Annotated in this window: 28 protein-coding genes; 21 read left to right on the plus strand and 7 right to left on the minus strand. The window is 34.7% G+C overall.

Features of this window, described 5'->3' with window-relative positions; translation table 11 throughout:
- Positions 1-19: 19 nt before the first annotated feature.
- From ACH0B5_RS05045 to ACH0B5_RS05080, 8 genes are all read left to right on the plus strand, one after another.
- Positions 20-568 (plus strand): hypothetical protein, encoded by a 549-nt coding sequence (locus tag ACH0B5_RS05045; protein WP_406927495.1) that lies wholly within the window; start codon positions 20-22, stop codon positions 566-568.
- Between the two features lie 2 nt (positions 569-570).
- Positions 571-1,524: an ABC transporter substrate-binding protein gene (locus ACH0B5_RS05050; protein WP_406927486.1), complete on the plus strand. Its 954-nt coding sequence runs from the start codon at positions 571-573 to the stop codon at positions 1,522-1,524.
- A 132-nt stretch (positions 1,525-1,656) separates the two neighbouring features.
- Positions 1,657-2,226 carry a bifunctional adenosylcobinamide kinase/adenosylcobinamide-phosphate guanylyltransferase gene (locus ACH0B5_RS05055; protein ID WP_122972540.1) on the plus strand — a complete coding sequence of 190 codons (570 nt, stop codon included), beginning with the start codon at positions 1,657-1,659 and terminating at the stop codon, positions 2,224-2,226.
- Between the two features lie 11 nt (positions 2,227-2,237).
- Complete coding sequence (gene cobS / locus ACH0B5_RS05060; protein WP_406927487.1) at positions 2,238-3,011, plus strand: adenosylcobinamide-GDP ribazoletransferase; 774 nt, start codon at positions 2,238-2,240, stop codon at positions 3,009-3,011.
- A complete protein-coding gene (locus ACH0B5_RS05065) occupies positions 2,984-3,595 on the plus strand; it encodes a histidine phosphatase family protein (protein WP_122972538.1) in 612 nt (203 codons plus the stop codon). Before cobS ends, ACH0B5_RS05065 begins: the two co-directional genes overlap by 28 nt.
- The gene (locus ACH0B5_RS05070; RefSeq protein ID WP_122972537.1) at positions 3,535-3,975 is read left to right on the plus strand and encodes a bifunctional adenosylcobinamide kinase/adenosylcobinamide-phosphate guanylyltransferase; all 441 of its coding nucleotides are present in this window, start codon (positions 3,535-3,537) and stop codon (positions 3,973-3,975) included. The genes ACH0B5_RS05065 and ACH0B5_RS05070 overlap by 61 nt, the downstream gene beginning before the upstream one ends.
- Positions 3,954-4,448: an ECF transporter S component family protein gene (locus ACH0B5_RS05075; RefSeq protein ID WP_122972536.1), complete on the plus strand. Its 495-nt coding sequence runs from the start codon at positions 3,954-3,956 to the stop codon at positions 4,446-4,448. Before ACH0B5_RS05070 ends, ACH0B5_RS05075 begins: the two co-directional genes overlap by 22 nt.
- Positions 4,445-5,119 carry a hypothetical protein gene (locus ACH0B5_RS05080; RefSeq protein ID WP_122972535.1) on the plus strand — a complete coding sequence of 225 codons (675 nt, stop codon included), beginning with the start codon at positions 4,445-4,447 and terminating at the stop codon, positions 5,117-5,119. Before ACH0B5_RS05075 ends, ACH0B5_RS05080 begins: the two co-directional genes overlap by 4 nt.
- A 46-nt stretch (positions 5,120-5,165) precedes the next feature.
- On the opposite strand, the gene ACH0B5_RS05085 is transcribed toward ACH0B5_RS05080, so the two are convergent.
- Entirely contained in the window at positions 5,166-6,548 is a 1,383-nt protein-coding gene (locus ACH0B5_RS05085; protein WP_341362281.1) for an L-cystine transporter, read from the minus strand.
- 166 nt (positions 6,549-6,714) lie between these two features.
- Between ACH0B5_RS05085 and ACH0B5_RS05090 the strand changes: the two genes are divergently transcribed.
- Positions 6,715-7,368 (plus strand): alpha/beta hydrolase, encoded by a 654-nt coding sequence (locus ACH0B5_RS05090; protein ID WP_406927488.1) that lies wholly within the window; start codon positions 6,715-6,717, stop codon positions 7,366-7,368.
- 90 nt (positions 7,369-7,458) lie between these two features.
- On the opposite strand, the gene ACH0B5_RS05095 is transcribed toward ACH0B5_RS05090, so the two are convergent.
- Positions 7,459-9,612, minus strand: coding sequence for a sensor domain-containing phosphodiesterase (locus ACH0B5_RS05095; RefSeq protein WP_406927489.1), 2,154 nt, complete (start codon positions 9,610-9,612; stop codon positions 7,459-7,461).
- A 497-nt stretch (positions 9,613-10,109) separates the two neighbouring features.
- On the opposite strand from ACH0B5_RS05095, the gene ACH0B5_RS05100 reads away from it, so the two are divergent.
- Positions 10,110-10,238 (plus strand): hypothetical protein, encoded by a 129-nt coding sequence (locus ACH0B5_RS05100; RefSeq protein WP_263604292.1) that lies wholly within the window; start codon positions 10,110-10,112, stop codon positions 10,236-10,238.
- A gap of 86 nt (positions 10,239-10,324) precedes the next feature.
- Here the strand turns inward: ACH0B5_RS05100 and ACH0B5_RS05105 are convergent, their stop codons facing one another.
- The 4 genes from ACH0B5_RS05105 to ACH0B5_RS05120 form a co-directional block, all read right to left on the minus strand.
- On the minus strand, positions 10,325-10,903 hold the full coding sequence (locus ACH0B5_RS05105; RefSeq protein WP_122972532.1) for a hypothetical protein: 579 nt from the start codon (positions 10,901-10,903) through the stop codon (positions 10,325-10,327).
- Positions 10,904-10,912: 9 nt separating this feature from the next.
- On the minus strand, positions 10,913-12,025 hold the full coding sequence (ispG, locus tag ACH0B5_RS05110) for a flavodoxin-dependent (E)-4-hydroxy-3-methylbut-2-enyl-diphosphate synthase (RefSeq protein WP_122972531.1): 1,113 nt from the start codon (positions 12,023-12,025) through the stop codon (positions 10,913-10,915).
- Between the two features lie 104 nt (positions 12,026-12,129).
- The gene (locus tag ACH0B5_RS05115) at positions 12,130-12,468 is read right to left on the minus strand and encodes a hypothetical protein (RefSeq protein ID WP_122972530.1); all 339 of its coding nucleotides are present in this window, start codon (positions 12,466-12,468) and stop codon (positions 12,130-12,132) included.
- Positions 12,469-12,519: 51 nt separating this feature from the next.
- Positions 12,520-13,029: a DUF1189 family protein gene (locus tag ACH0B5_RS05120; protein ID WP_122972529.1), complete on the minus strand. Its 510-nt coding sequence runs from the start codon at positions 13,027-13,029 to the stop codon at positions 12,520-12,522.
- A 154-nt stretch (positions 13,030-13,183) separates the two neighbouring features.
- Between ACH0B5_RS05120 and ACH0B5_RS05125 the strand changes: the two genes are divergently transcribed.
- The 6 genes from ACH0B5_RS05125 to ACH0B5_RS05150 all read left to right on the plus strand — a co-directional run bounded on the left by ACH0B5_RS05125 (position 13,184) and on the right by ACH0B5_RS05150 (position 16,914).
- Positions 13,184-13,666, plus strand: a complete 483-nt coding sequence (locus ACH0B5_RS05125) for a DUF456 domain-containing protein (protein WP_122972528.1) — start codon at positions 13,184-13,186, stop codon at positions 13,664-13,666.
- 146 nt (positions 13,667-13,812) lie between these two features.
- On the plus strand, positions 13,813-14,418 hold the full coding sequence (locus tag ACH0B5_RS05130; protein ID WP_122972527.1) for a superoxide dismutase: 606 nt from the start codon (positions 13,813-13,815) through the stop codon (positions 14,416-14,418).
- A gap of 158 nt (positions 14,419-14,576) precedes the next feature.
- Positions 14,577-15,128 (plus strand): hypothetical protein, encoded by a 552-nt coding sequence (locus tag ACH0B5_RS05135; protein WP_122972526.1) that lies wholly within the window; start codon positions 14,577-14,579, stop codon positions 15,126-15,128.
- Between the two features lie 88 nt (positions 15,129-15,216).
- Positions 15,217-15,399, plus strand: coding sequence for a hypothetical protein (locus ACH0B5_RS05140; RefSeq protein WP_241559332.1), 183 nt, complete (start codon positions 15,217-15,219; stop codon positions 15,397-15,399).
- Between the two features lie 141 nt (positions 15,400-15,540).
- A complete protein-coding gene (locus ACH0B5_RS05145; protein ID WP_406927490.1) occupies positions 15,541-16,452 on the plus strand; it encodes a patatin-like phospholipase family protein in 912 nt (303 codons plus the stop codon).
- Positions 16,453-16,494: 42 nt separating this feature from the next.
- On the plus strand, positions 16,495-16,914 hold the full coding sequence (locus tag ACH0B5_RS05150; RefSeq protein WP_406927491.1) for a pyridoxamine 5'-phosphate oxidase family protein: 420 nt from the start codon (positions 16,495-16,497) through the stop codon (positions 16,912-16,914).
- 80 nt (positions 16,915-16,994) lie between these two features.
- Here the strand turns inward: ACH0B5_RS05150 and ACH0B5_RS05155 are convergent, their stop codons facing one another.
- Positions 16,995-18,047 (minus strand): NAD(P)/FAD-dependent oxidoreductase, encoded by a 1,053-nt coding sequence (locus tag ACH0B5_RS05155; RefSeq protein ID WP_122972523.1) that lies wholly within the window; start codon positions 18,045-18,047, stop codon positions 16,995-16,997.
- Between the two features lie 128 nt (positions 18,048-18,175).
- Between ACH0B5_RS05155 and ACH0B5_RS05160 the strand changes: the two genes are divergently transcribed.
- From ACH0B5_RS05160 to ACH0B5_RS05180, 5 genes are all read left to right on the plus strand, one after another.
- A complete protein-coding gene (locus ACH0B5_RS05160; protein ID WP_122972522.1) occupies positions 18,176-18,964 on the plus strand; it encodes an ABC transporter ATP-binding protein in 789 nt (262 codons plus the stop codon).
- A gap of 3 nt (positions 18,965-18,967) precedes the next feature.
- The gene (locus ACH0B5_RS05165; RefSeq protein ID WP_406927492.1) at positions 18,968-19,912 is read left to right on the plus strand and encodes an iron-hydroxamate ABC transporter substrate-binding protein; all 945 of its coding nucleotides are present in this window, start codon (positions 18,968-18,970) and stop codon (positions 19,910-19,912) included.
- Positions 19,913-19,932: 20 nt separating this feature from the next.
- Positions 19,933-20,934, plus strand: a complete 1,002-nt coding sequence (locus ACH0B5_RS05170; protein WP_406927493.1) for a FecCD family ABC transporter permease — start codon at positions 19,933-19,935, stop codon at positions 20,932-20,934.
- Positions 20,927-21,934 (plus strand): FecCD family ABC transporter permease, encoded by a 1,008-nt coding sequence (locus ACH0B5_RS05175; RefSeq protein ID WP_341362272.1) that lies wholly within the window; start codon positions 20,927-20,929, stop codon positions 21,932-21,934. Before ACH0B5_RS05170 ends, ACH0B5_RS05175 begins: the two co-directional genes overlap by 8 nt.
- 166 nt (positions 21,935-22,100) lie before the next feature.
- Entirely contained in the window at positions 22,101-23,369 is a 1,269-nt protein-coding gene (locus ACH0B5_RS05180; protein WP_122972519.1) for a M48 family metallopeptidase, read from the plus strand.
- Positions 23,370-23,529: the final 160 nt, after the last annotated feature.

Consider the following 23,529-nt stretch of genomic DNA (forward strand, 5'->3'; position numbering starts at 1 on the left):
CTAAGAAAGGGGTGTTCCTATTCGAAAAGATAGCCGTTACAGCTGCTATCCATTTATGAGGGAGAAAAGTTGTCTAGTTGACTTCGAGATTCGAACTGATTCTCTTACAACAAAAATAGGGGTAGTATTGCCTTTGTTGCAAGAAGAGGAGAATTGCCGAGTTGTTTTAGATGATTTGCACAAAATCCATCCGATGGCCTATCACGTAAATGGATCAGTTCGTGGGAAGTTATCGGTAACAGAAGAAGATTTAAGTTGGTTAAGCAGTCGATATGATTTTTATGTTGAACAAGTGGGGGAAGAGATAAAGCAATTTTTACTGCCTCAAGGGTGTCTAGCTGCAACATTTTTACATATTTGTCGTAGCGAAGCGAAAAAATCTTACCGGGCTCTTCATAAAGTAAGTGAGGAGAGGGAAGTACCGGAAATACTATTTAATTATTTAGGGCTACTAGCCAATGTATTTTTTGTTATGGCTGTTTATACAAATAAAATGCATGGTATTGAAGAAGTCCCATTTATAAGTAAATCCTATCCTAATAAAAAAAGAAAAAAAGAGGAAGTGTGACGATGAAATTTTTCAACAAGAAGTGGATGGCACCACTTGCCATCTCATTGCTATTAGTTGGTTGTTCTGATGGGGAACAAAAAGCTACGAATGATACAGCTTCAAAAACAAACAGTACGGAAGAAAGTGGTCCCTATACAGTAGTAGATGACCGTGGACAAGAAGTAACTTTTGAAGAAGTCCCTGAAAAAATCGTTTCTCTACAACCAAGTAATACAGAAATTTTATTCGAGCTAGGTGTAGGGGATCAAATTATTGGAGCATCGGAATATGATACATATCCGGAGGAAGCTTTAAAAATCGAACGTGTAACAGATTCCATGACGGTAAATACGGAACGTATTATTGAATTAAATCCAGATGTCGTATTTGCTTATACAACTGGAGAAGAAGCTCAAATTGACCAATTGGAAAGCGCAGGACTTAAAGTATTCGTTATTCAATCAGCAACTTCTATTAACGATGTTTATGGTGATATCGAACAAATGGCTGAAGTAATGGGAGTGGAAGAAGAAGGAAAACAAGTTGTAGAAGATATTCAATCTCAAATTGCAGCTGTTCAAGAAAAAACAAAGTCGATTGAACAAAAGAAAAAAGTTTATTTTGAAATTTCACCAGCTCCAGACATTTGGTCTATCGGTTCTGGTACATTCCAACAAGAAATGATTGAGGCAGCAGGTGTGGAAAATATTTATGCTGATCAACAAGGATGGTTTGCAGTAACAGAAGAAGATCTAATTACAAGAAATCCTGAAGCGATTGTTTCGACGGTAAATTATATAGAAGATCCAAAGGGTGAAATATTAGCTAGAGAAGGATGGTCTACAATTTCAGCAGTTCAAAATAAAGAAGTGTATCTATTAAATGCGGATATTATGGATCGTCCAGGACCACGTATCGGTGAAGCAGTTGAAATGATTGCCAAAACGATTTACCCAGAATTATTTAATGAATAATTAAGTAAATAAATCTGCTTGATGACTACGATGCTTAGCCGTAGAAAGATAGCAGATTTTTTTTATTTTATTTGATATGGTTAATAGGGGAAAGAACGTATTTATTTTGTGAATTTTTTCGAGGAGCTATTTATGGGGAAAATCATTTTTATTACTGGCGGTGTTCGTAGTGGGAAAAGTGCCTTCGCAGAACGTTATGCGAAGCAACTTTTTCAAATCTATGACCGAAAGCGTCTACTTTATATTGCATCTGGGGTAGCAATTGATGAGGAGATGGCAGAACGAATTAAACGTCATCAACAAGATCGATTCAACTCTTCCGTTCAATGGGAAACAATTGAAATTGTAGATGACTTAGTATTTAATGACGAGTTGTTTGCAGAACATCCTATCGTTGTGTGGGATTGTCTTACTACTTGGTTAAATAATGTGCTCTATAAAACGGAGTTATTAAATGGAGAGGCAAGGACACATGAAATAAACCGATATATACAAGCGTTAAAGGAACAAGTACTAAAATGGAAAGAAGTAAATGATTGTATTTTATTGCTTGTATCAAATGAATTATTGGATGAAGCTCAATCTAAGTTTTCAGAAGTGAATCGATATTGCTCCCTATTAGGGAAAATGCATCAATGGATTGTTGAAAAGTGTGACGAAGCATACGAAATGGACTATAGTTTAAGGAAACGTTGGAAGTAGGGAGGAGAACTATGAAACATCATTTGATTGGACTTCTATTATCATTTCAATTTTTTTCTTCTTTCCCTATTCGTAAACAGTTGACTATGAATGAAAAAACTATATCTGCCATGTTTTACTTTTTGCCGTTATTAGGTGTTTTAATGGGAACTTCCCTTAGCATTATAATAATACTGAACGATGCATTTTTTCAGTTTTCCCCCTTGTTATTGGCTATTATTCTAGTAGTAGCAGGTATTATTATGACTGGCGGTCTCCATTTAGATGGTTGGATTGATATGAGCGATGCTTATTTTTCCTACCAAGATCAAAAAAGAAGACTTGCTATTTTGGACGATTCTCGTGTAGGAGCCTTTGGTGCCATCAGTTTATTTGTTTTAATCCTTTTAAAAGTCGGTTTTATATATGAAATTATTTATCAAGGAAATAGCATTTTTATGTTGTTTTTATTCGTCATTCCTTTTTTAAGTAGAATAGCTCTATTACTATTTTTCTTAACAACCCCTAATGGGAAAGAAGAAGGATTGGCCGTTTATTTTAAATCCAAAGTGAATGTGAAAAAGATTTGGATTGCCCTTATCTTCTATACAGTCCTATTTTGCACATTGACTTTCTATCTTTTTAACAATGTAGCATTTCTAATATTTATCTCTATGGTACTGTTTGTTTTCATTTACCGAAAATGGACGATGAAAAATTTCGGAGGCATGACGGGGGATTTATTAGGTGCCTTATGCGAAGGGATGGAGGTATTCCTATGGGGAATGGTGTTATTGTTCATTTAATCCGTCATGAAAAAACAGACGGAAATGTAAAAAGAAAATATGTTGGTTGGACGGATGAATCGATTATCACAAAAAGACAACATTTTGATGTTCCGATTCAAACAAGTGAAGTGTTTGGAAGTGATTTAAAACGGTGTATGGAGACGGCTCAACTTTATTTTCCTAAAGCAAAATACCGTTCCGATAAAAATTTAAGGGAAATTTATTTTGGCGACTTTGAAATGAAAACATATGAGCAATTAAAAGAAAATTCGACCTACCGAACGTGGATAGAAGAGCCAACGGTCATTACGCCTCCAAATGGTGAAAACTTTTTGGCTTTTAAAAAAAGAGTTCTTAAAAGTTTTCAACAAATTGTTTGTCAAAATGGACAATTTACTTTCATTGTTCACGGTGGGGTTATTCGGACTATCTTATCCTTATTTTCTCCAAAGGTTGAAAGCTTTCAACAGCTTGTTGTTACCCATAGAACAATTTATACATTAAGTTGGGCTCAAATAGAAGATGTGAAGGAGGGGAGAAGATGCGAATCATTATTGGTGGTGCCTATAATGGAAAAAGAAAATTTGTCATCGACAAACTAAAAAATAGTCCCCTTCAAAACTATTATTTCTTTGAAGGAAATATTCCATCGGAGCGAAGCTATACGAAAGATGAAGCTATTGTCATTGGAAGTTTTGAAAAAATTATTTTTCAGCACATGGATTTAGACGAAGAACAAATTGCTGCTCGCATTTACGATGAACTATTGAAGTTAGATAAAGAAACAAATGTTATTTGTATTTGTACAGATATAGGAAGGGGCATTGTTCCACTTCAAAGAGAAGAGAGAAAATTGCGAGATACATGTGGAAGATTGTATCAGAAATTATTTGCAGAAGGTGAAAGTGTCATTCGAATTTGGTATGGCATCCCACAGTTGTTGAAAGGTGAAGATTGGACATGGAGAAAAAGCATCATTTAACCCTTGTTGTTCTAACGGCATTAATTGCTGCATTATGTGGGATTGGCAGTTTAATAAAAGTACCTGGTATCATTACGTCCGCTGCTTTAGATTCTGCACCAGCCTTTATTAGCGTTGTGTTTCTACCACCATTATATTCGGGTTTTGCTGGTGCAATTGGTCATCTCGCGACAGCAATCACTTCAGGATTCCCTTCTGGCCCTTTTCATGGGCTAATAGCAGTAGAAATGTTTGTGATTGTCTATTTATTTAATCTTTTACATAAAAATGGATTTAAAGTTTTGAAGTGGATGTTTTTAATTATTGCCAATGGCATTCTCTCTGCTTTTCCTTTCTATTTCCTTATCTCACCATCTTTCTTTATCGGTATTTTACCTAGCTTAATCATTGCAACTATAGTAAATGTAATCATTGCGATAGTTACAATGCCTATTTTAACTAAAGTTATAAAAGGAAGAAGGATACATAAATGAGAAATGCAAGTAAAGTAGACGAAAATACAGTAGTGACGATGGACAATTCAGGCTGTATTGGGGAAAAACAATTGGATGTAGTCTATGCGACAAATGAGGTGACGGCTTATTACACAACTCGTGTTGCATTAATAGAGCAATGGTGTGCAGGGGCTCATCCTTCCAATATATTCATGGCCAATTTCACAAGTGATGCAGCTTGGGATGATTACATAAAAGGGATTAAAAGGGCATTTGATGAAATAGAGGATACGATGCCGCCTATAAAAGGCTCTACAGAATCGAATTTTCAATCGTTGCAATCTGGGTTAAGTTTAATGATGATTGGAAAGATTCAATTTGATCTGGACACTAAAAATTGTGACTGGTATGTAATAGGAAAGCCTTTAGTTGGACCAGAAGTCATTGATGAAGAGAAACATGTTGCTAAACTAAAGGAATTGTATCAATTATTAAAAAGGGGAATTATAAAGCAAGTATGGCCAGTTGGATCGAAGGGAATCCAGGCAGAACTAGAGAGAATTTTTCCGGGAAAAGAGGTAACATGCTCCCTTCCATTACATAAAACAAGTGGTCCATCAACGTCCGTTATTGTTGCCGTGAAGAAAAATGAAGAGAACCATTTAAATGAACGATTAACGACACCATATGAAAAACTAATCATTACGTAATAACAATAAAAAAACTTCCCCTCAAGCAATGTTGAAGGGAAGTCTTCTACGATTCACCTAATTCTTTCATTTTCGGATTATTATAAACGTCCTTATTGATTTCACCTGTTATTCTTGAAGTTGTTATCCCAGCAACCATTGAACCACTGACATTTAAAGCAGTACGCCCCATATCAATTAATGGTTCAACGGAAATTAAAACACCGGCTAGAGCAACGGGTAAATCAAGGGCAGAAAGGACGATAATCGCGGCAAAGGTTGCTCCTCCACCGACACCGGCGACTCCGAAGGAACTTATCGCTACTACAACGATAACTGTAATAATAAATCGTATATCTAATGGGTCAATTCCGACAGTAGGGGCAATCATAATGGCAAGCATTGCAGGGTATACACCTGCACAACCGTTTTGTCCAATTGATAATCCAAAGGAGCTGGCGAAGTTTGCAATTCCTTCAGGTACCCCAAAACGTTCCACTTGGGTTTTCAAGTTCAATGGTAACGTACCTGCACTAGAGCGAGAAGTAAAGGCGAACAATAATGTTTCCATCGCTTTTTTAATGTAAATAATAGGACTTAAACCGGAAAGTAAAATAATGATTAAATGAATAATAAATACAGTGATTAAGGCAATGTAAGAGGCGATAACAAATTTACCTAAATTATAAATGGCACCGAAGTCGCTTGTTGCAACGGTTCTAGCCATGATAGCCATTATTCCGTATGGCGTTAATCGTAAAACAATTGTAACAACGCCCATTATTAATGAATAAATCCCATCAATTGCTTTTTTAATCGTTTTGGATGTTTCCCGTTCTTTGCGTACAATTCTTAAATAAGAAAATCCTAAAAATGCAGCAAAAATTACGACAGCGATAGTGGAAGTGGAGCGGGCGCCCGTTAAGTCTAGAAATGGATTTGCAGGTATTAACTCTACGATTTGTTCAGGTAAAGTTGAAACTTCTGTTACTTTTTCTTCTAAAGTCGCGCCTCGTTCCCTTTCTTCTTCACCGTGCACTAATTGGGATGCGTCTAAATCAAATAAAGTAGCTGAAATGATTCCAACTGTTGCAGCAATTGCAGTCGTTCCAATTAATAATAATAAAATCAGACCTGCGATTTTTCCGAGATTACTTCCTAATTTTAATTTAGAAAAGGCAGATAAAATGGAAATGAAAACAAGTGGCATTGCAACCATTTGAAGTAGCTTTACATAACCGGTACCAACAATATTAAACCACGCAACTGATCCAGCAATTATGTCCGATGTCGCACCAAATATAACTTGTAAAACAAGCCCAAAAAGAATGCCTAAACCTAATCCGGCAAATACCCGATTGGAAAATTTAACATGCTTTTTATTTAAAATATATAAGAATGCTAATAGCACGATAAAAATAGCAACATTAGTAAAGATGATAAATGTCAACTGTACCTCCTCCTAAATAACCAATTACATGTATGCTTATATTGGGGAACTTCGAGATTTTTATGCACGATGAATCATTCCGAACATTTGCTTTAAAATGAAACATTTTTATTCAATATTTGATACAATGTTGAATAGACGTTTGTTTGGAGAAAGGATTGAAAATATGAATTCACCATATACTTTTAAACATATACCACCTATGATGAATAACGGTGACAGCCGTCAACCTGCCATCTTTTTATTTCACGGATTAGGAAGCAATGAGGATGATTTAATACAATTAGTTGGTGAAATAAAAGACCACTGTCATATCTTTAGTTTAAGAGGGCCAATTACCCATTCACCTGGATATGCCTTTTATACATTTGAAGAAGAGGGGAAACCAACTCGAGAAGTTTTTGATAAAATGATGGGGTACACTCAAAATTTTATATTAGAGGCAATCGAACATTATGAGCTTAATGTGGACAAAATCTATTTAATTGGATTTAACCAAGGAGCTGTTGTAGTGGAAACCCTTACCCTTTTACTAGGTAAAATGATACGAGGAACGGTCGCATTAAGCGGGTTTTTACCTGACTTTGTCATCACTGAATATAATAAAGCTCCGCTTGCTGGTACAAAAATCTTTATATCCCACGGGGAATATGATTACGTATACCCAATTCAGTGGGGAGAAAGCAGCAAAAATTATTTCCAAAGTCAAGGTGCGGAAGTTACCTATAAAACATATCCAGATGGTCACGGTGTAACAGAAGACAATCTACGTGATTTAGTGGAATTTATTGCTCAAGACTTAAACAATCCGGTAAATTAAAAAATTTATAGATGAAAAAATCTGCTCTTTTCTTCTGGTTTAGATGACGCTAATCCATAGAAATGTAGCAGATTTTTTATTACAAAAATTTTAATATAGCAGTTTTTCTGCCTCTTCAAGGGGCATTGGCTTGTGGAAATAAAAGCCTTGTCCTGTAGAACAACCCATTTTTTGTAAAATGGCATACTGTTCCGACGTTTCGATTCCTTCTGCTACAACATGCATTCTCAAATTGGAAGCAAGTTGAACGATTGTTTTTACAACTGCATGCATATCGGCATCGTTAATATCATTAATAAAACTTCGGTCGATTTTAATTTCAGAAAAAGGAAGCTGTTGTAAATAACTTAATGAAGAAAATCCTACACCAAAATCATCAATCGCGCTTTCGTAACCTAATTTTTTTAATTCTAACAGAATTTCCTTTGCCTTTTTATAATCAAATAGTTCGACACTTTCTGTTACTTCAACCTGAATTAGATCTGGGCTTATGTTATATTTATTCACTAATGAAATAAAATCATTTACAAATGTATGACTATAAAAATGAACGGGCGATATGTTTACGGCGATAGGTACAATTTTTTGTCCCTTTTGTAGTCGTTCATTTTGGAATTGTAATACTTTTTTCAAAATTATATTATCGACTTCATTAATCTTACCATTTTGCTCTGCAATCCGTATAAATTCCACGGGAGAAACTTGTCCTAATACTGGGGAATTCCATCTTGCCAAAGCTTCAAAACCTTCTAACTCAGAAGTAGCTAAATTAATTTTTGGTTGCAAATAGACTGTAAATTCTTCATTTTTTAATCCGTATCGTAGTTGATTTAAAATATCGAGTTCCCTTTGAATTTTTTCATCCGTCTCTGCTTCAAAATAGGACACGACGACATTATGATTTTTTGCATTTGTTAAGGCGATATCTGCGCGGCGAATACTTTCATCGACCGATAAAGATTTATCGAAATAAGAAACACCAATTCTTAGGGTTATAAAAATTTCTCTTCCTGCAATCGTAAAAGGAACAGATGTCACTTGTAGTAAATCTGATATTAATTCATTTAAATGTTGATTCGTTTGTTTTATGCCTAAAATGAAGGAGGAGCTAGAGAATCGTCCAAAAATAATTTCATTGTTAATACCGTCCATTGACTTTAGTCGGCTGGTTATTTGACGAATTAATTCATCCCCAAATTTTCTTCCATAGGAATCGACAATGCTAGAGTATTCATTAGGTTGAATTAACAAAATAGAGCCTACAATGGATTCCTGTTGCCAATTTACTAAATTAGTATAAAAATAATTAAAATTAGGAATGCCGGTACTAATATCAAAATAGGCAAGCCGTTTTAAATCTTGCTTTTGTTCTACATATTTCATAGAAAGGGCAATAATAGGTGTAAGTTTATTTAAAAAATCCATGTCTGTTTCTCTTAATATAGAATTGTTTTTTATGTATATTGAAAAATAGCCAAGTAACTTTTTTTCGTGATTAAAAATTGGTTTTGACCAACAAGTTGAAATATTGTATTGGCTTAATAAATTTTTTGTCTCTGCATCTTGAACAGTTAAACGATCTTTTATAATTGAATTTTGGTCAGAATGCAACCGTTCACTTATTTTTTTATGATGGATAGATTGAATAATTGATAATGGGAGAGTCCCGCTAGCAATAGCATCCAATTGATAATCTTGTTGAAGTACGTGAATCGCGCAATAGATATCTTGAATATAAAATCGTTCTACTTTTTCTGTAATGAGTTGAAGGATATCTTTAAGCTCACCATTTTCTTCTAATTCGATATAAACTTCATGTTCTAGTTTAGATAGCATTCTACTTAACATTTGTTCCGTTATATCCTTACAATGAATCATGGCATAAGTAATAGTGCCCTTCGAATCTTTAATGGGTTGATAAGAAAGGTTATTCCAGAATGCTGTGCCGTCTTTATGATAATGGATGATGTTTTGATCAAATGGAACTTTTTTTGAAAACTGATTATAAAGATTCTTTTCTAGTACAGAATTCGTTTTAATTCCATTAAGTGAGCGAATGTTTTTACCGATTAATTCTTCGTTATGATAACCAGTCAATGTTGAAAAAGCACTATTAACATAGACAAAGGGAAAATCATTCTTTTCTAAATCGATGATTGCTATACCTGTATGATACTGCTCACTAATACTGCAAAGAAAGGGTAATAATTCATCCTTTGAAAGAGGCATTATCGTATTGTACATGAGCTTTCCCCCGATGTGAAAAATGTATAAAAAAAGTATATCAAATTTATTAGAACTAGGGCAGAATTATTTTTTAATAGTTTGAAAAATTATATTTATTGAATTAAATACACTACTTTATTCGCATTTTTCCTATTATTTGTAAATATCTTTACAAAATTATGTAAATGATTGTAGTATCTTATAATAATTTCCAAATATTATAAATTTGTATATTTATAATTTTATCATATTCTTTCTGTATATCGAATAAAATGGATTCAAATCAATCGTTTTAGTATGAAATAGTCGCGCTAAATGGAATAGTAATTTGTTACTTGTAACATGAACATTGATCCAATTTTAAATTAAAATTATTCTTTACCAGTTTATATATTTTATTTTTTATATTTCAATCGTCCAAATTTCGTTCTAATTTTTATTTTAATGAAAGCTTTGTTTGTTTTGTAAGTGGTAGACAGGCTGTGTTATGAATATTTGCTAGAAGGGAAGGTAGAATGAAAATTGACGATGATATACTGGAGAGATTAGGCATTTATTTTGTTTATCATGATATTTATAATCGTTTTGGCATTTCGTTTGAAACCTTCGTTGACCGTTGGGAGAGGGGAATACTTGAAGTATAGATGACATGTAATCTTCTTCAAGAAAAGACTTATACAAAATAAATGTCCCAAAAGAGTCGTTATCGAAACTTTTGGGACAACTTATTTTAAAAGTGTTTTTGAATCCAATGATTGGCTTCTTTCCAATTAGAAATTCTAATCACATTTGTTGGAATAGGCTTTCGATTATAAGGTGTATCGAATAATAATACCGGTATATTGAGTTCCTCTGCAAGCATCACGGCATTATCATGCTTATCCTCAAAAAATACATCCACATTATGCTTTTTTGCTACCATAAGTTTGTCATGACTACCTATTAATTCAATATGATGAAAGGGTACTTTGTTGTCAATAAACCATTTATGGGTAACATCATATACGTCTGAATGGCGAGCTGAGATGTAATAAAGTTCATATTGTTTCTGCCAATTCGTTAAAATAGCTTGAGCATCCTTTGCGATAGCACTAACGGAATACATATATGCTTCATTTTCCTTAAACCATTTAGAAAATTCGTTACGGTCTACGGGGTAAGGAAATGCACTTAAAAAGTCATATTCAATCACGTCATCTAACACGATATTCGTTTTATATTGTTCATTAATATGAGGTATCAATGTGTCTGGCGTTGTAACAGTACCATCAATATCAATCCCGAAACGGGGTTTTTGCTTGAACGTCATAGAAACCTCCTAGCTTAATGATTCGGCTTCTTTTTTTGCTCGTTCTTCAGCCATTTCAGCTGCTAATTTATCAATTTCTTTTTTCAGTTCTTCTACCATTGTTTCTTCAGGTACTTTACGAACCGTTTTTCCTTTCATAAATAGCAATCCTTCTCCGCGGGCACCAGCAATTCCGATGTCAGCTTCACGGGCTTCACCAGGACCGTTTACAGCACAACCAAGTACGGCAACTTTTAAAGGGACATTTAGTTTAGAAATATATTCTTCTACTTCGTTGGCAATGGAAATAAGGTCGATTTCAATACGTCCGCAAGTTGGACAAGAAATTAACGTTGCCATATTCGAAGCAAGTCCGAATGATTTTAATAATTCGCGGGCAACTTTTACTTCCTCAACTGGATCAGCAGATAAAGAGATACGTAAAGTATTACCAATCCCTTTTGATAAAATAGCACCAAGTCCAGCGGCAGATTTAACAGTACCAGCGAATAGTGTTCCTGATTCTGTAATACCTAAATGTAATGGATAATCGAAAGCTTGAGCTGCTTTTTCGTAAGCTTCAATTGCTAAGTTTACATCGGAAGCTTTCATCGACACGATAATATCATGGAAATCTAAGTCTTCTAAAATTTTAATATGATGTAATGCAGATTCAACCATTCCATCCGCAGTAGGGTACCCATACTTTTCAAGAATATGGCGCTCTAGGGAACCAGCGTTAACACCAATTCGAATTGGAATTCCTTTTGCTTTTGCAGCATTTACTACGGCTTCTACTTTTTCACGGCGACCGATGTTACCTGGATTGATACGTACTTTATCAATCCCATTTTCAATGGCCATTAAAGCCAACTTATAATTAAAATGAATATCCGCTACTAACGGAATATGAATACGTTTTTTAATATCAGCAATCGCATTGGCAGCACGCTCATCAGGTACTGCGACACGAACGATCTGACAACCCGCTTCTTCTAAACGTAAAATTTCTGCTACAGTTGCTTCTACGTCATGTGTTTTTGTTGTACACATACTTTGGATGAATAGTTCATTACTACCACCAATCGTTAAATTACCTACACGTACTGGACGCGTTTTTGAACGGTGAATAATTTCACTCATGAAGATTCTCTCCTTTTAGAGGTACGTATCTTAATGCACTCGTACCACACATACATTATTTTAGCAGTGTAGTGAAGGTACGACAAGGAAGAAACGTTACTTTTTTATTTTCTACAGTCATTCTCTATTTTATCATAGATTGGTATTTTAATAAGTTCTCCAGGAACCATAGCTTGTTTTTGTAAATGGGGATTTAGTTCATAAAATTGTGCCATTTTCTCAGGAAGTGAGATTTCAACTTCCGAAGGGTATGATGCTAATAAACTTTGAACAGTATCTCCTTCGATTGTTACGACGGAAATACTTTTAATTTGAATTTGTTCATTACATGCCTGTTCTTCTTTTTTATCGAATGCTGCTAATGGGACAGTGCCTTCTGTTAAATCTATTTTAATAACAGTTGCAACTAGAAAAAAGACAACCGTAAAGATTAGAAATCTCAAAAAAATCCCTCCTTTCTCTCACTATATGAAGAGAAGAGGGATTCATGCCTATTATTTTTTAGGTATTTTAGGATATTTTATTGATGATAAAGCTAATATAAAAATAGTAATGATTGCTTCTATTAAAGTAGATAATGAATTGGATAATTGAATGATCGAAAATAGAATTGTCAATAGAGTCCCCCATGTGATGGCTAGTGCAGCAGTTCGCCACATATGACGATATTCTCCTCGACGACTCATAAGTTTTAGTAACACAACGCCAATAAAGGCATAAATGCTAATTTTTACAAATAATAGAATCGTTGTCATAATCGTCTGTAATATAAAGGCAAAAGGATATAGTAACCATTGAATATCTTCGACATATTCCGTTAATCCTTCTATATTATAGATACTTTCAGAAACGCCTGATAAAAATTGAGAAAACGAAAAGATTGAAATGACAGCTATTAATAGAAAAACATATTGAATAGTTTTACCAATTGTTAATAATCTATAAGCTGCTAATTTTTTTGGATGTATTAGACTATCAATGAATAATTGTGAGTGTTTAACCATAATTTCTCCTCCATATGAGAGTTTACCATGAATTGAAACATTCTTTAAAGTAACCGTTAAGAAATTTATTGAAAAGTTCTGTTCCTTATAACGTGAAACTTTTTCTTTTTTTCAACGTATATGTGGATAAGTAATTGGATAGGAGATGTTATTTTTGGATATTGTTGCATGGATATTAATTATTGCTAGTTTCATTATTGCATTTGTCGGTTTAGTTTACCCGATTATTCCATCTGTCCTATTTATACTATTAGGATTTATAGTATATGGATTATTTTACTCCTTTGCAGATTTCGGTTGGTTATTTTGGACAATAGAAATTTTATTTGTTGTTCTATTATTTGCTGCCGATTCCATTTCGAATTTAATAGGCGTCAAAAAATTCGGTGGTACAAAAGCAGGGATGTGGGGAAGTACAATTGGATTACTAGTAGGTCCTTTCATTATTCCAGTTGTCGGAATTTTAGTTGGACCTTTTTTAGGGGCAGTGATTGGTGAGTTAGTTGTAACAAAAACGGATTTAAAACAAGCAATGAGAGCTGGAGTAGGGTCCCTTGTCGGATTTTTAACATCAGTGGTGACAAAAGGTATCATTCAAATTATTATGATTGTTATTTTTATCATCGCTATTTTATAGCAATATAGAAGTTAAAAGAATCCATTATTTCCGTCTAAAGGCTGAAATGTGTAATTCTTCAGTGTTAAATGATTGAATGGTTTACACAATTTTGATAACCTAAGAAATGTAATCAACATTACTTATTTTGAGGGAGGAAATTCACAATGGCTTATGAATTACCAAAATTATCTTACGCATACGATGCATTAGAACCACATATCGATGCAAAAACGATGGAAATTCACCATACTAAACACCATAACACATACGTAACAAACTTAAACGCAGCAGTTGAAGGTACTGAATTTGCTGGTAAAGATCTTTTAGACCTTATCTCAAATATCGATGCACTACCTGCTGACAAACAAACAGCCGTACGTAATAATGGTGGTGGACATGCAAACCACTCATTATTCTGGGAAATCCTAACTCCTGGTGGATCTTCAACACCAACTGGCGAATTAGCTTCTGCAATTGACGCTAAATTCGGTAGCTTAGATGCTTTCAAAGATGAATTCGCAAAAGCTGCAGCTGGCCGTTTTGGTTCAGGTTGGGCATGGTTAGTAGTTGATGGTGGAGAATTAGCAATCACTTCAACTCCAAACCAAGACTCTCCAGTTATGGAAGGTAAAACACCAATCCTAGGCTTAGACGTTTGGGAACATGCATACTACTTAAACTACCAAAACCGTCGTCCTGACTACATTTCAGCATTCTGGAATGTTGTAAACTGGGATGTAGTAGCTGAAAAATTCGCAGCTGCAAAATAAGATTAGACATTATAATATTTTAATGGATATGTAAGATGACCGCTAATTTCGTCTCGAAATTAGCGGTTTTTATATGTATTTTTCATTTTTAATAGGAATACATTAAGTTGAATTCATTTACATGCGACAGTTTATAGGAGTATGAATGGAGTGAATAGTTGATTGCCTTTGTTAGTTTGATAAGCATCGTTTTGTTTACTTTATTATTAGGCTCGCTATTTCGAGGACAACATAAAGAAAATTATTTAACAAGTTGTTTATCGATGTTTGTTGCAATGACAAAAAGTACATTAATCGGCATTCTCGTCGCCCTTTGGATACCGGATATCGTATTTTCAACAATTATTGCGATATTACTAAGCTTTTTATTCATTAGTATCATGACGTATCAACTGGCAACAAAAATAGTTTTAGAATGCCTAAGTGCCCTTTTTATGGGATCGATGATGGGTACAATGTTAAGTATAATGACAACTGAAAATGAAATCATTAGTCTATTATTTTTTACTTCTTTATATTTGATAAGTTGCATTATATCAGCAGGGTTATGGAATAAAGATCATGTTCAAAATTTCTTTAAAGGCATACCTACTAAGGTGACAATTACTTCCTTATTGATTGTTATTCTACTTGCCTTTACAACAGTCGTTGATTTGCTATCTCTTACAACAAGTGAAGTAGAAAGAGAACATCATGAGCATCATGAATAATAAAAAAGTATGAAGTTTTATACCTCATGCTTTTTTGTCTCTAAAAGCATAATTAAGCCGTAACAAGTACAAATTATGCTTGATGGAGGTGAAGAAATTGTCCAAAAAGAAAAAGAATACGTTGGATCGTGAAGAGTACGGACATGGTTTTGATTTAAGTCCTGATGATTTTGATGTCATAGGAGAAAATGACCATGCAAAAAAACAACAACAAAAACAAAAGAATAATGAACGTGATAATAAACAAAACCCATCCAGATTAAATAAGTAACGGTGAAAAAGTATTTGGTATTTAAAAGGTAGTGCCTTTTATACCAAATGCTTTTTTTATATAGAAGGAAAAGCTATAGTAGGTTCTAAATCTCTCTTTTCATTCTTATAATGTATAAAGAATGAATAAAGGGGGAGAGTTATGCTTATTGATGGAGTATTCTCAGGTGGTGGGATTAAAGGATTTGCGTATGTCGGAGCATTACAAGTGTTAGAAGAACAAAATTATCGCTTCAAACGAGTTGCTGGAACGAGTGCTGGAGCGATTATGGCTTGTTTTATTGCTGCGGGATACCAAGCAAACGAAATTGAAGAAATATTAGACGATCTTGATTTAAAAGGTCTTCTCGATCCTCCCAAACTTGCTCGTACTCTTCCTTTTTTAAAATGGCTAAACCTTTACTTTCGAATGGGATTGTATAAAGGAAAAGCACTCGAAAAGTGGTTTTACAAAAAGTTGGTCGCAAAGGGCATTATTACTTTTAATGATCTGCCAAAGGGTTCATTAAAATTAGTAACATCTGATTTAACAAACGGTCGCATGATTGTGATACCCGATGACTTAGCTTCTTACGGCATTAACTGGAAAACGTTCCCTGTTTCAAAAGCGTTAAGAATGAGCTGTGGTATTCCTTTTTTCTTCGAACCAATCAAATTAAAGGACAACAAAGGAGAAAGTATATTTGTCGACGGGGGTGTTTTAAGCAATTTCCCCCTATGGATTTTTGATAATGGCAATAAAGAAAGACCTTTAATCGGATTGAAGCTTAGTAATCCTAGTGAAAAGATGGAACCTCATGAAATTGAAAATGGTTTTCATTTGTTTGAAGCTCTTTTTACAACGATGAAAAATGCCCATGACGAACGTTATATTTCAAGAAAAGATGAAAAAAATATTATTTTTATTCCAGTGGAAAATTATAGTGCTACACAGTTTGATATTGATCAAGAAACGAAAGAAGCATTAATTGATATAGGCCGGAAAAGAACTTCTAAATTTTTAGAAACATGGCAAGTAGAAGAATTGAAAGAATCAAGGATATTGAAAGTGTAAGAAGCCATACTAAAAACAAGTATGGAAAAAGGAGATAACAATATGGCAAAGACTCCAGAAGAAATGGCAACTAAAATATTGGATGATAATATGGTTGGTACGATGGCTACGATTGAAGGAGATAAACCCCATTCCCGATATATGACGTTTTTTAATGATTCTTTTACTTTATATACGGTGACTAGTAAAGATACCCATAAAGTAGACGAATTATCGAAAAACCCTTTTACACATATTTTAATTGGATATGATGGGAAAGGGCTAGGGGATGAATATTTAGAAATTGAAGGAAAAGTAGAGATTTCAACGGATGAATCGATGCGAGAAAAGATTTGGAACCGGGTATTAAAGTCGTGGTTTAGCGGTCCGGATGATCCGAGGATGACCATTTTAAAAATCACACCAACTCAAATTAAATTAATGAATACGAAAGGGGAAGACCCTGTAATTGTATCAATTTAATTTGAGTATGAACTCATTTCTACGAATAAAGCGGTTGCTATCCTAATATAGGGTACAACCGCTTTAATTTAGTAGTCTAATTATTTTTCAACGAGCATTTCTTGAATAATTTGTCGATTTTTTTCTTGGAATTTTTCATTATGGGAAGAAACCATTTCAAATTTATTAGCTAACGGATCAATATAAACTTTTGCACTATTTACAGCATTTACAGCATCCTGGAACGTACCGACTAATAAATTTACTTTTCCTTCGTAGGATAAAATGTCACCAGCGGCAAAAATTCCTTCCTTCGATGTTTTGCCTGTAGCAGTGCCCTCATAATAATAATCATCTTTTAACTTTAAAGAAGTTTCATCGGAGAATTGTAAAGAAGCATCCCGGTTGTATCCATGACTTACAATAATGTGATCAATCGGTTGATATAATTCTTCTACCGTATCGTGCTTTTTCAAGACCACTTCACTTACTTTTGTTTTTTCTTTATTGGCAATTAACTTTTCAATCGTTGTATTTAGTAAAATTGTAACTTTTGGATTCGATTGTAATAGGGCAACTTGTGCTTCATGGGCAGTTAATTGATCCTTTCGATAAACAACGATGATTTCATCCGCAATATCTAACATTTCTACCGCCCAATCGATTGCACCATTCCCACCACCGGAAATTAATACCCGTTTATGTTGAAATAATTTGAAGGAAGGGACGGTGTAATGGAGATTAGTCATTTCAAATTTCTCCGCACCTTCGATGTCTAACTTTTGAGGATTGTAAATTCCACCACCGTTGGCCATAATAATTGATTTGGAATAATGTTTTTGGCCATCATTGGTTGAAATGATAAAAAGATTATTGTCGTTTTTATCAATAAAGTCAACCTTAGTATTTGTTAATATAGTTGGTTGAAAGGTTTTCGCTTGTTCAATCAATTGAATGACAAATTGTGCTCCCATTATCGGAGGTTGTCCTCCAACATCCCATATCATTTTTTCTGGATATAGTAACACTTTACCACCTAATTGGGCTTGAGATTCGATTAATTTTGTTTTCATATTTCTCAATCCGCTATAAAAAGTTGAATATAATCCAGCAGGGCCACCACCGATGATCGTCACATCGAAAATTTCACTCATACTTCTCGCTCCATTCGAAGGGTATATAAAAAATAAAAATTTTGTTTGACAATTAATAGTTCTGTAAATATGATTATATCGTAGTTGAAAATGATTATCAATATCATGATTTAGAGGAGTGAAGAAAAGTGCGCTTGCAAGTGGAGGATATTCGTGTAGGTTATGATGAACAAACGATTGTCCATGATATAAGTATGGCGATTCCTGATGGGAAAATTACGACGATAATAGGTGCGAACGGTTGTGGTAAGTCAACTTTACTAAAGGCGATTACACGAATTATCAATCATGAAAGCGGCCAAGTTGTTCTGGACGGAAAAAACATTCGCAAAATGAAAACGAAGGAATTAGCAACACAACTCGCTATTTTACCTCAAAGTCCCGAAAGTGCGCAAGGCTTACTTGTGGAAGAATTAGTGTCCTATGGTAGATTCCCTTATCAAAAAGGATTTGGCAATTTATCGGCAAAGGATAAAGAAATGATCGATTGGGCACTAGAAGTGACGGGGACAAAGGATTTTCGACATAAAGCAGTAGATGCCCTATCTGGTGGACAACGCCAAAGGGTATGGATTGCGATGGCGTTAGCTCAAGAAACCGATATTATCTTTTTAGATGAACCAACAACTTATTTAGATATGGCTCATCAATTGGAAGTACTCGAACTGTTACATATGTTGAATGTTAAAGAAGGTAGAACAATTGTTATGGTGCTTCACGACTTGAATCAAGCCGCAAGATTTTCTGATTATATATTAGCCCTATCCCAAGGGCATCTTATTCGCGCAGGTGCACCGGAAGAAGTAATGACTACTGAAGTTTTAAAAGAAGTGTTTAACATTGACGCTGTCATAGGTAAAGATCCTCGTACAAACAAACCAATATGTTTAACTTACGATTTAATTAAAGGAGAATAGAAAATGAAAAAATGGTTGTTAGCTTTAGTTGCTGTTTTAGTACTCGCTCTAGCTGCTTGCAGCGGTAGTGATGGGGAAAAGAATTCCGGAAATTCATCAGAAGACAAAAAACAAACAGAAACATCTTCAGATACAATTATATATGAATCAAGTAAAGGTCCAATAGAAGTACCGGCCAATCCAGAACGGGTTGTTGTACTTTCGTCATATGCAGGGGATCTGATTCAACTAGGAGTAAATATTGTAGGTGTTGACTCTTGGTCTGCGAATAATCCTAATTTTGAAGAACAGTTAAAAGATGTACCAGTCGTTTCAAACGAAGATTTAGAAAAAATAATTGAATTAGAACCAGATTTAATTATTGGCTTAGATAATATTAATAATGCTGATAAATTAAAAGAAATTGCACCAACGGTTTTATTTACTTATGGAGAGTATGACTACTTGCAGCAACATATTGAAGTTGGTAAAGCGGTAAATAAAGAAGCAGAAGCTACAGCTTGGGTTGAAGATTTTAAAAAACGTGCAGCTGATTTAGGTGAAAAAATAAAAGCTAAAATTGGTGAAGACGCTACCGTTACCGTTGTGGAAAACTATGAAAAACAATTTTATTTATTCGGTGATAATTGGGGCCGTGGTACAGAAATACTTTATCAAGCAATGGGCTTAAAAATGCCACAAAAGGTGCAAGATGTCGCTTTAGAACCAGGATATTTTGCCATCTCCCAAGAAGTATTAGGGGATTATGCTGGGGATTTTATTGTGATGAGCTTAGTATCTGAAGGACAAGATACGAGCTTTGTAGATGCAGATTGGTATAACGAAATTGACGCAGTGAAAAATGGTCACACTTTTGTAGCAGATGGTCAAAGATTTTACTTTAATGATGCCCTTTCATTGGACTACCAGTTATCATTCTTTGAAGAATCTTTTTTAGGAAATAATTAATTAGAGAGAGAAGTAATGTGATGAAATCATCTCATAAAATTTCTTTTTTCGTAAAACTATTTTTAGCGGTTTGTATCTTGTTTGTCATTGCATTTTTAGCTATAACGAACGGTGCTGCTCATACAACTTTAAGTGATGTATGGGATGCGATGGTTGCGAAAGAAGAAGGACAATATTATTCAGAACTTAGAGAAATAAGATTTCCTCGAACAATTGCTGCCTTTTTTGTAGGTAGCGCCCTTGCCGTTGCGGGTGCTATTATGCAAGGAATGACGCGAAACCCGATTGCCGATCCTGGACTGTTCGGTTTAACTTCAGGTGCAAATATGATGCTGGCAATTACCCTTGCCTTTATACCATCTGCTTCCAATTTGATGATCATGTTTGCCTGTTTCATGGGAGCGGCCATTGGGATGAGCATCGTATACGGTATTGGTATGACAACAAAAGGCGGATTATCTCCTATGAAGCTTGTTTTAGCAGGAGCAGCTGTTACCGCCTTTTTACAAGCCATTGCTGATGGAGTAGGAATACTATTTGAAATTTCCAAAGATGTATCGATGTGGACTGCTGGGGGATTAGTTGGAACAACATGGACGTCATTACTCATTGTTCCATTTATTGCTTTAGGTCTTATCGTAGGCATTTTCATTAGTAGACAATTAACGATTTTAAGTTTAAATGAAGAGGTTGCTGTTGGATTAGGACAAAACACAGTCTTTATCAAAACGGTGATGATGGTTGTCGTCGTTATTTTAGCAGGAGGGGCCGTTTCATTAATAGGTAACTTAGCCTTTGTCGGTTTAATTATTCCTCATATTGTTCGAGCAATTGTAGGTCATGATTACCGATTGATTATCCCGATGAGTATTATCGTTGGTGGTGCTTTTATGACATTAACTGATTTCATTAGTCGAGTTATAAACGCCCCATTTGAAACACCAGCCGTATCCTTAATCGCTTTAATCGGTTTACCGTTCTTCTTAGTTTTAGTGCGAAAAGGGGGACGTGAAATTGGCTAATATTCATAGAAAGAAATTTCGGATTTGGTTTATTTTCTTCTGCCTTTTATTTGTTGCGGCTATCCTTTGTGGTATTTCTATGGGAGCTTCTTCCGTATCTATTACGAGAATTATTCCTACTTTTTTAGGACAGGGAACTTTTAAAGAAGAATTCGTTTTATTTTCAGTTAGATTACCCCGTGTCATTATATTAGCATTAGGAGGCCTCGCATTAGCAGCCGCTGGTACGATATTCCAAAGTGTTACCCGGAATGATCTAGCTGACCCTGGCGTAATAGGTGTAAACGCTGGGGCTGGAGTCGGCGTGACCGTATTTTATTTATTCGCGAGTACAAACCTTCAACAATATGTATTTATGTTGCCGATAGCTGCTTTTTTTGGAGCGCTTTTGACAGTAGGATGCATCTATTTATTTAGCTTTGAAAAGGGGCAAGGAATTCAACCTTTCAAACTTGTTCTAGTTGGTGTTGGATTTGCTACTGCCCTTTCAGGTTTAATGGTGTTACTCATGTCCACAGCCGAAAGAGCGGATGTTCAATTTATTTCAAAATGGCTCGTAGGAAACATTTGGGGTATTGATTGGCCTTACCTTTGGGCATTGTTACCATGGTTCATTCTTTGTTTACCGATTCTATTTTATAAAGTGAATGTTTTAAATGTTTTATCGATGAAGGAATCGACAGCTATTGGCTTAGGTGTGAATTTAAACAAGGAACGAGTGCTATTATTATTCCTAGCTGTTGCCCTTGCTGGTTCAGCTGTTGCAGTTACAGGTGCGATCAGCTTTATCGGATTAATGGCTCCCCATATTGCCAAAAAATTGATTGGGCCAAAACATCAATATTTTTTACCAGTTGCTCTTTTAATTGGTGCTACATTATTAGTTATAGCAGATACGATAGGGAGAATACTTTTATCATCCGCTACGATCCCTGCTGGACTAGTTGTGGCGTTTATTGGGGCCCCGTATTTTATTTTTTTACTAATTCGAAATAAATAATTGATGAGAAGTTGTTCTAAAATGGACAACTTCTTTTTTATACTATAGTGAACTTCTATTTTAGGAGGAAAAATCGTTGTATAAATGGAAAAGTTTTAAATAATTAGTTCTATCTTGTCCAATTTTTCTTACACTAAAGTAAGAAGATGAATTGAGGTGAAAAAGATTGGCAAAAAAATGGGGAATTGCAGCAATTATTTTGTATGCAGTTTACGCTTTGGCTATGTATTTTTACATATTTCATATTAGTTCAGGCGGTATACCTGATGCGATTAAAGGAACCGTTGCGGATCCGCAAACATTTATGACCGAACGTGAACTATACTTAAGTGATGAATATTCGAAAATCCGAAACTTCCTCTTTTTTGTAGTGACTCCCTTTGAATGGCTAATGTATATTTTGATTTTATTTATGGGACTTTCAAAGGTGTTTGAAAAATGGGCAGATGTTGGTAAGTGGAAAGTTATTCAAAATGGTGCTTATTTGTTTCTATTATATTTATTTACGACGGTAGTCTTTTACCCAATCGATCTATATCGATATTGGTTAAGTAAAGATTACGGCATCGGTACCCAAACATTCGCATCTTGGATGAGGGATTACGTGTTGGATTTTTGGATTAATTTTGGGACAACTTTAATCGTTGTTTTAGTTTTATATTGGTTAATACGAAGAAGTGCTAAGAGATGGTGGTTATATGCATGGCTTTTAACCATTCCGTTTGCGATTTTTATGATGTATATTCAACCGGTTGTGATTGATCCACTTTATAATGATTTCTACCCGCTCCAAGATAAAGAGTTGGAAGAAAAAATATTAGCCCTTGCTGATAAAGCAGATATTCCGTCAGAACATGTCTTTGAAGTGAACATGTCCGAAAAAACGAATTCATTGAACGCTTATGTGACGGGGATAGGGGATAATTCAAGAATTGTTTTATGGGATACAACGTTAAAAAGTTTAACAGATGAAGAAATATTATTTATTATGGCGCATGAAATGGGTCATTACGTTGAAAAGCATATTTATGTCGGTATGGCTTCCTATATCTTTTCGATTTTAATTGGCTTATGGTTAATCTCTAAAATTATGCCATGGTTAATACGAAAATTTGGAACGATATTAAAAATAGACAATATGAAAGACATCCATTCATTGCCGCTCATGCTATTGTTAATATCCTTTTTACTATTTTTATCTAATCCGATTTCCAATTATATTTCCCGTTATCAAGAAACGAGGGCAGATGAATATGCGATGGAGTTAACAGATGATCCTGAGGCTGCCGTTAGTACATTCCAAAACCTAGCAAAGGCAGGATTGAGTGAAGTGAATCCTCCATTATTAGTGAAATTGTTCCGTTATACGCATCCACCAATGTTGGAGCGAATTAATACCGTTGCTAAATTTGCGTCAAAGGAATCGACGGAATAAGGAATATAAAAAAGAGGCTGGGACAAAACCCACCTCTGAAATGAAAAGCCGGTGAAATTTTACGATAAGTAAAATTTCACCGACTTTGATTATTTTAAATAAAAAATAAGGACCACTTCTGATAAAATTAAGTCACCACAACAAAATTATACAGAAAGAA

The sequence above is a fragment of the Ureibacillus sp. 179-F W5.1 NHS genome (assembly GCF_045369345.1).
In the GTDB taxonomy this organism is placed as follows: Bacteria; Bacillota; Bacilli; order Bacillales_A; family Planococcaceae; genus Ureibacillus; species Ureibacillus halotolerans.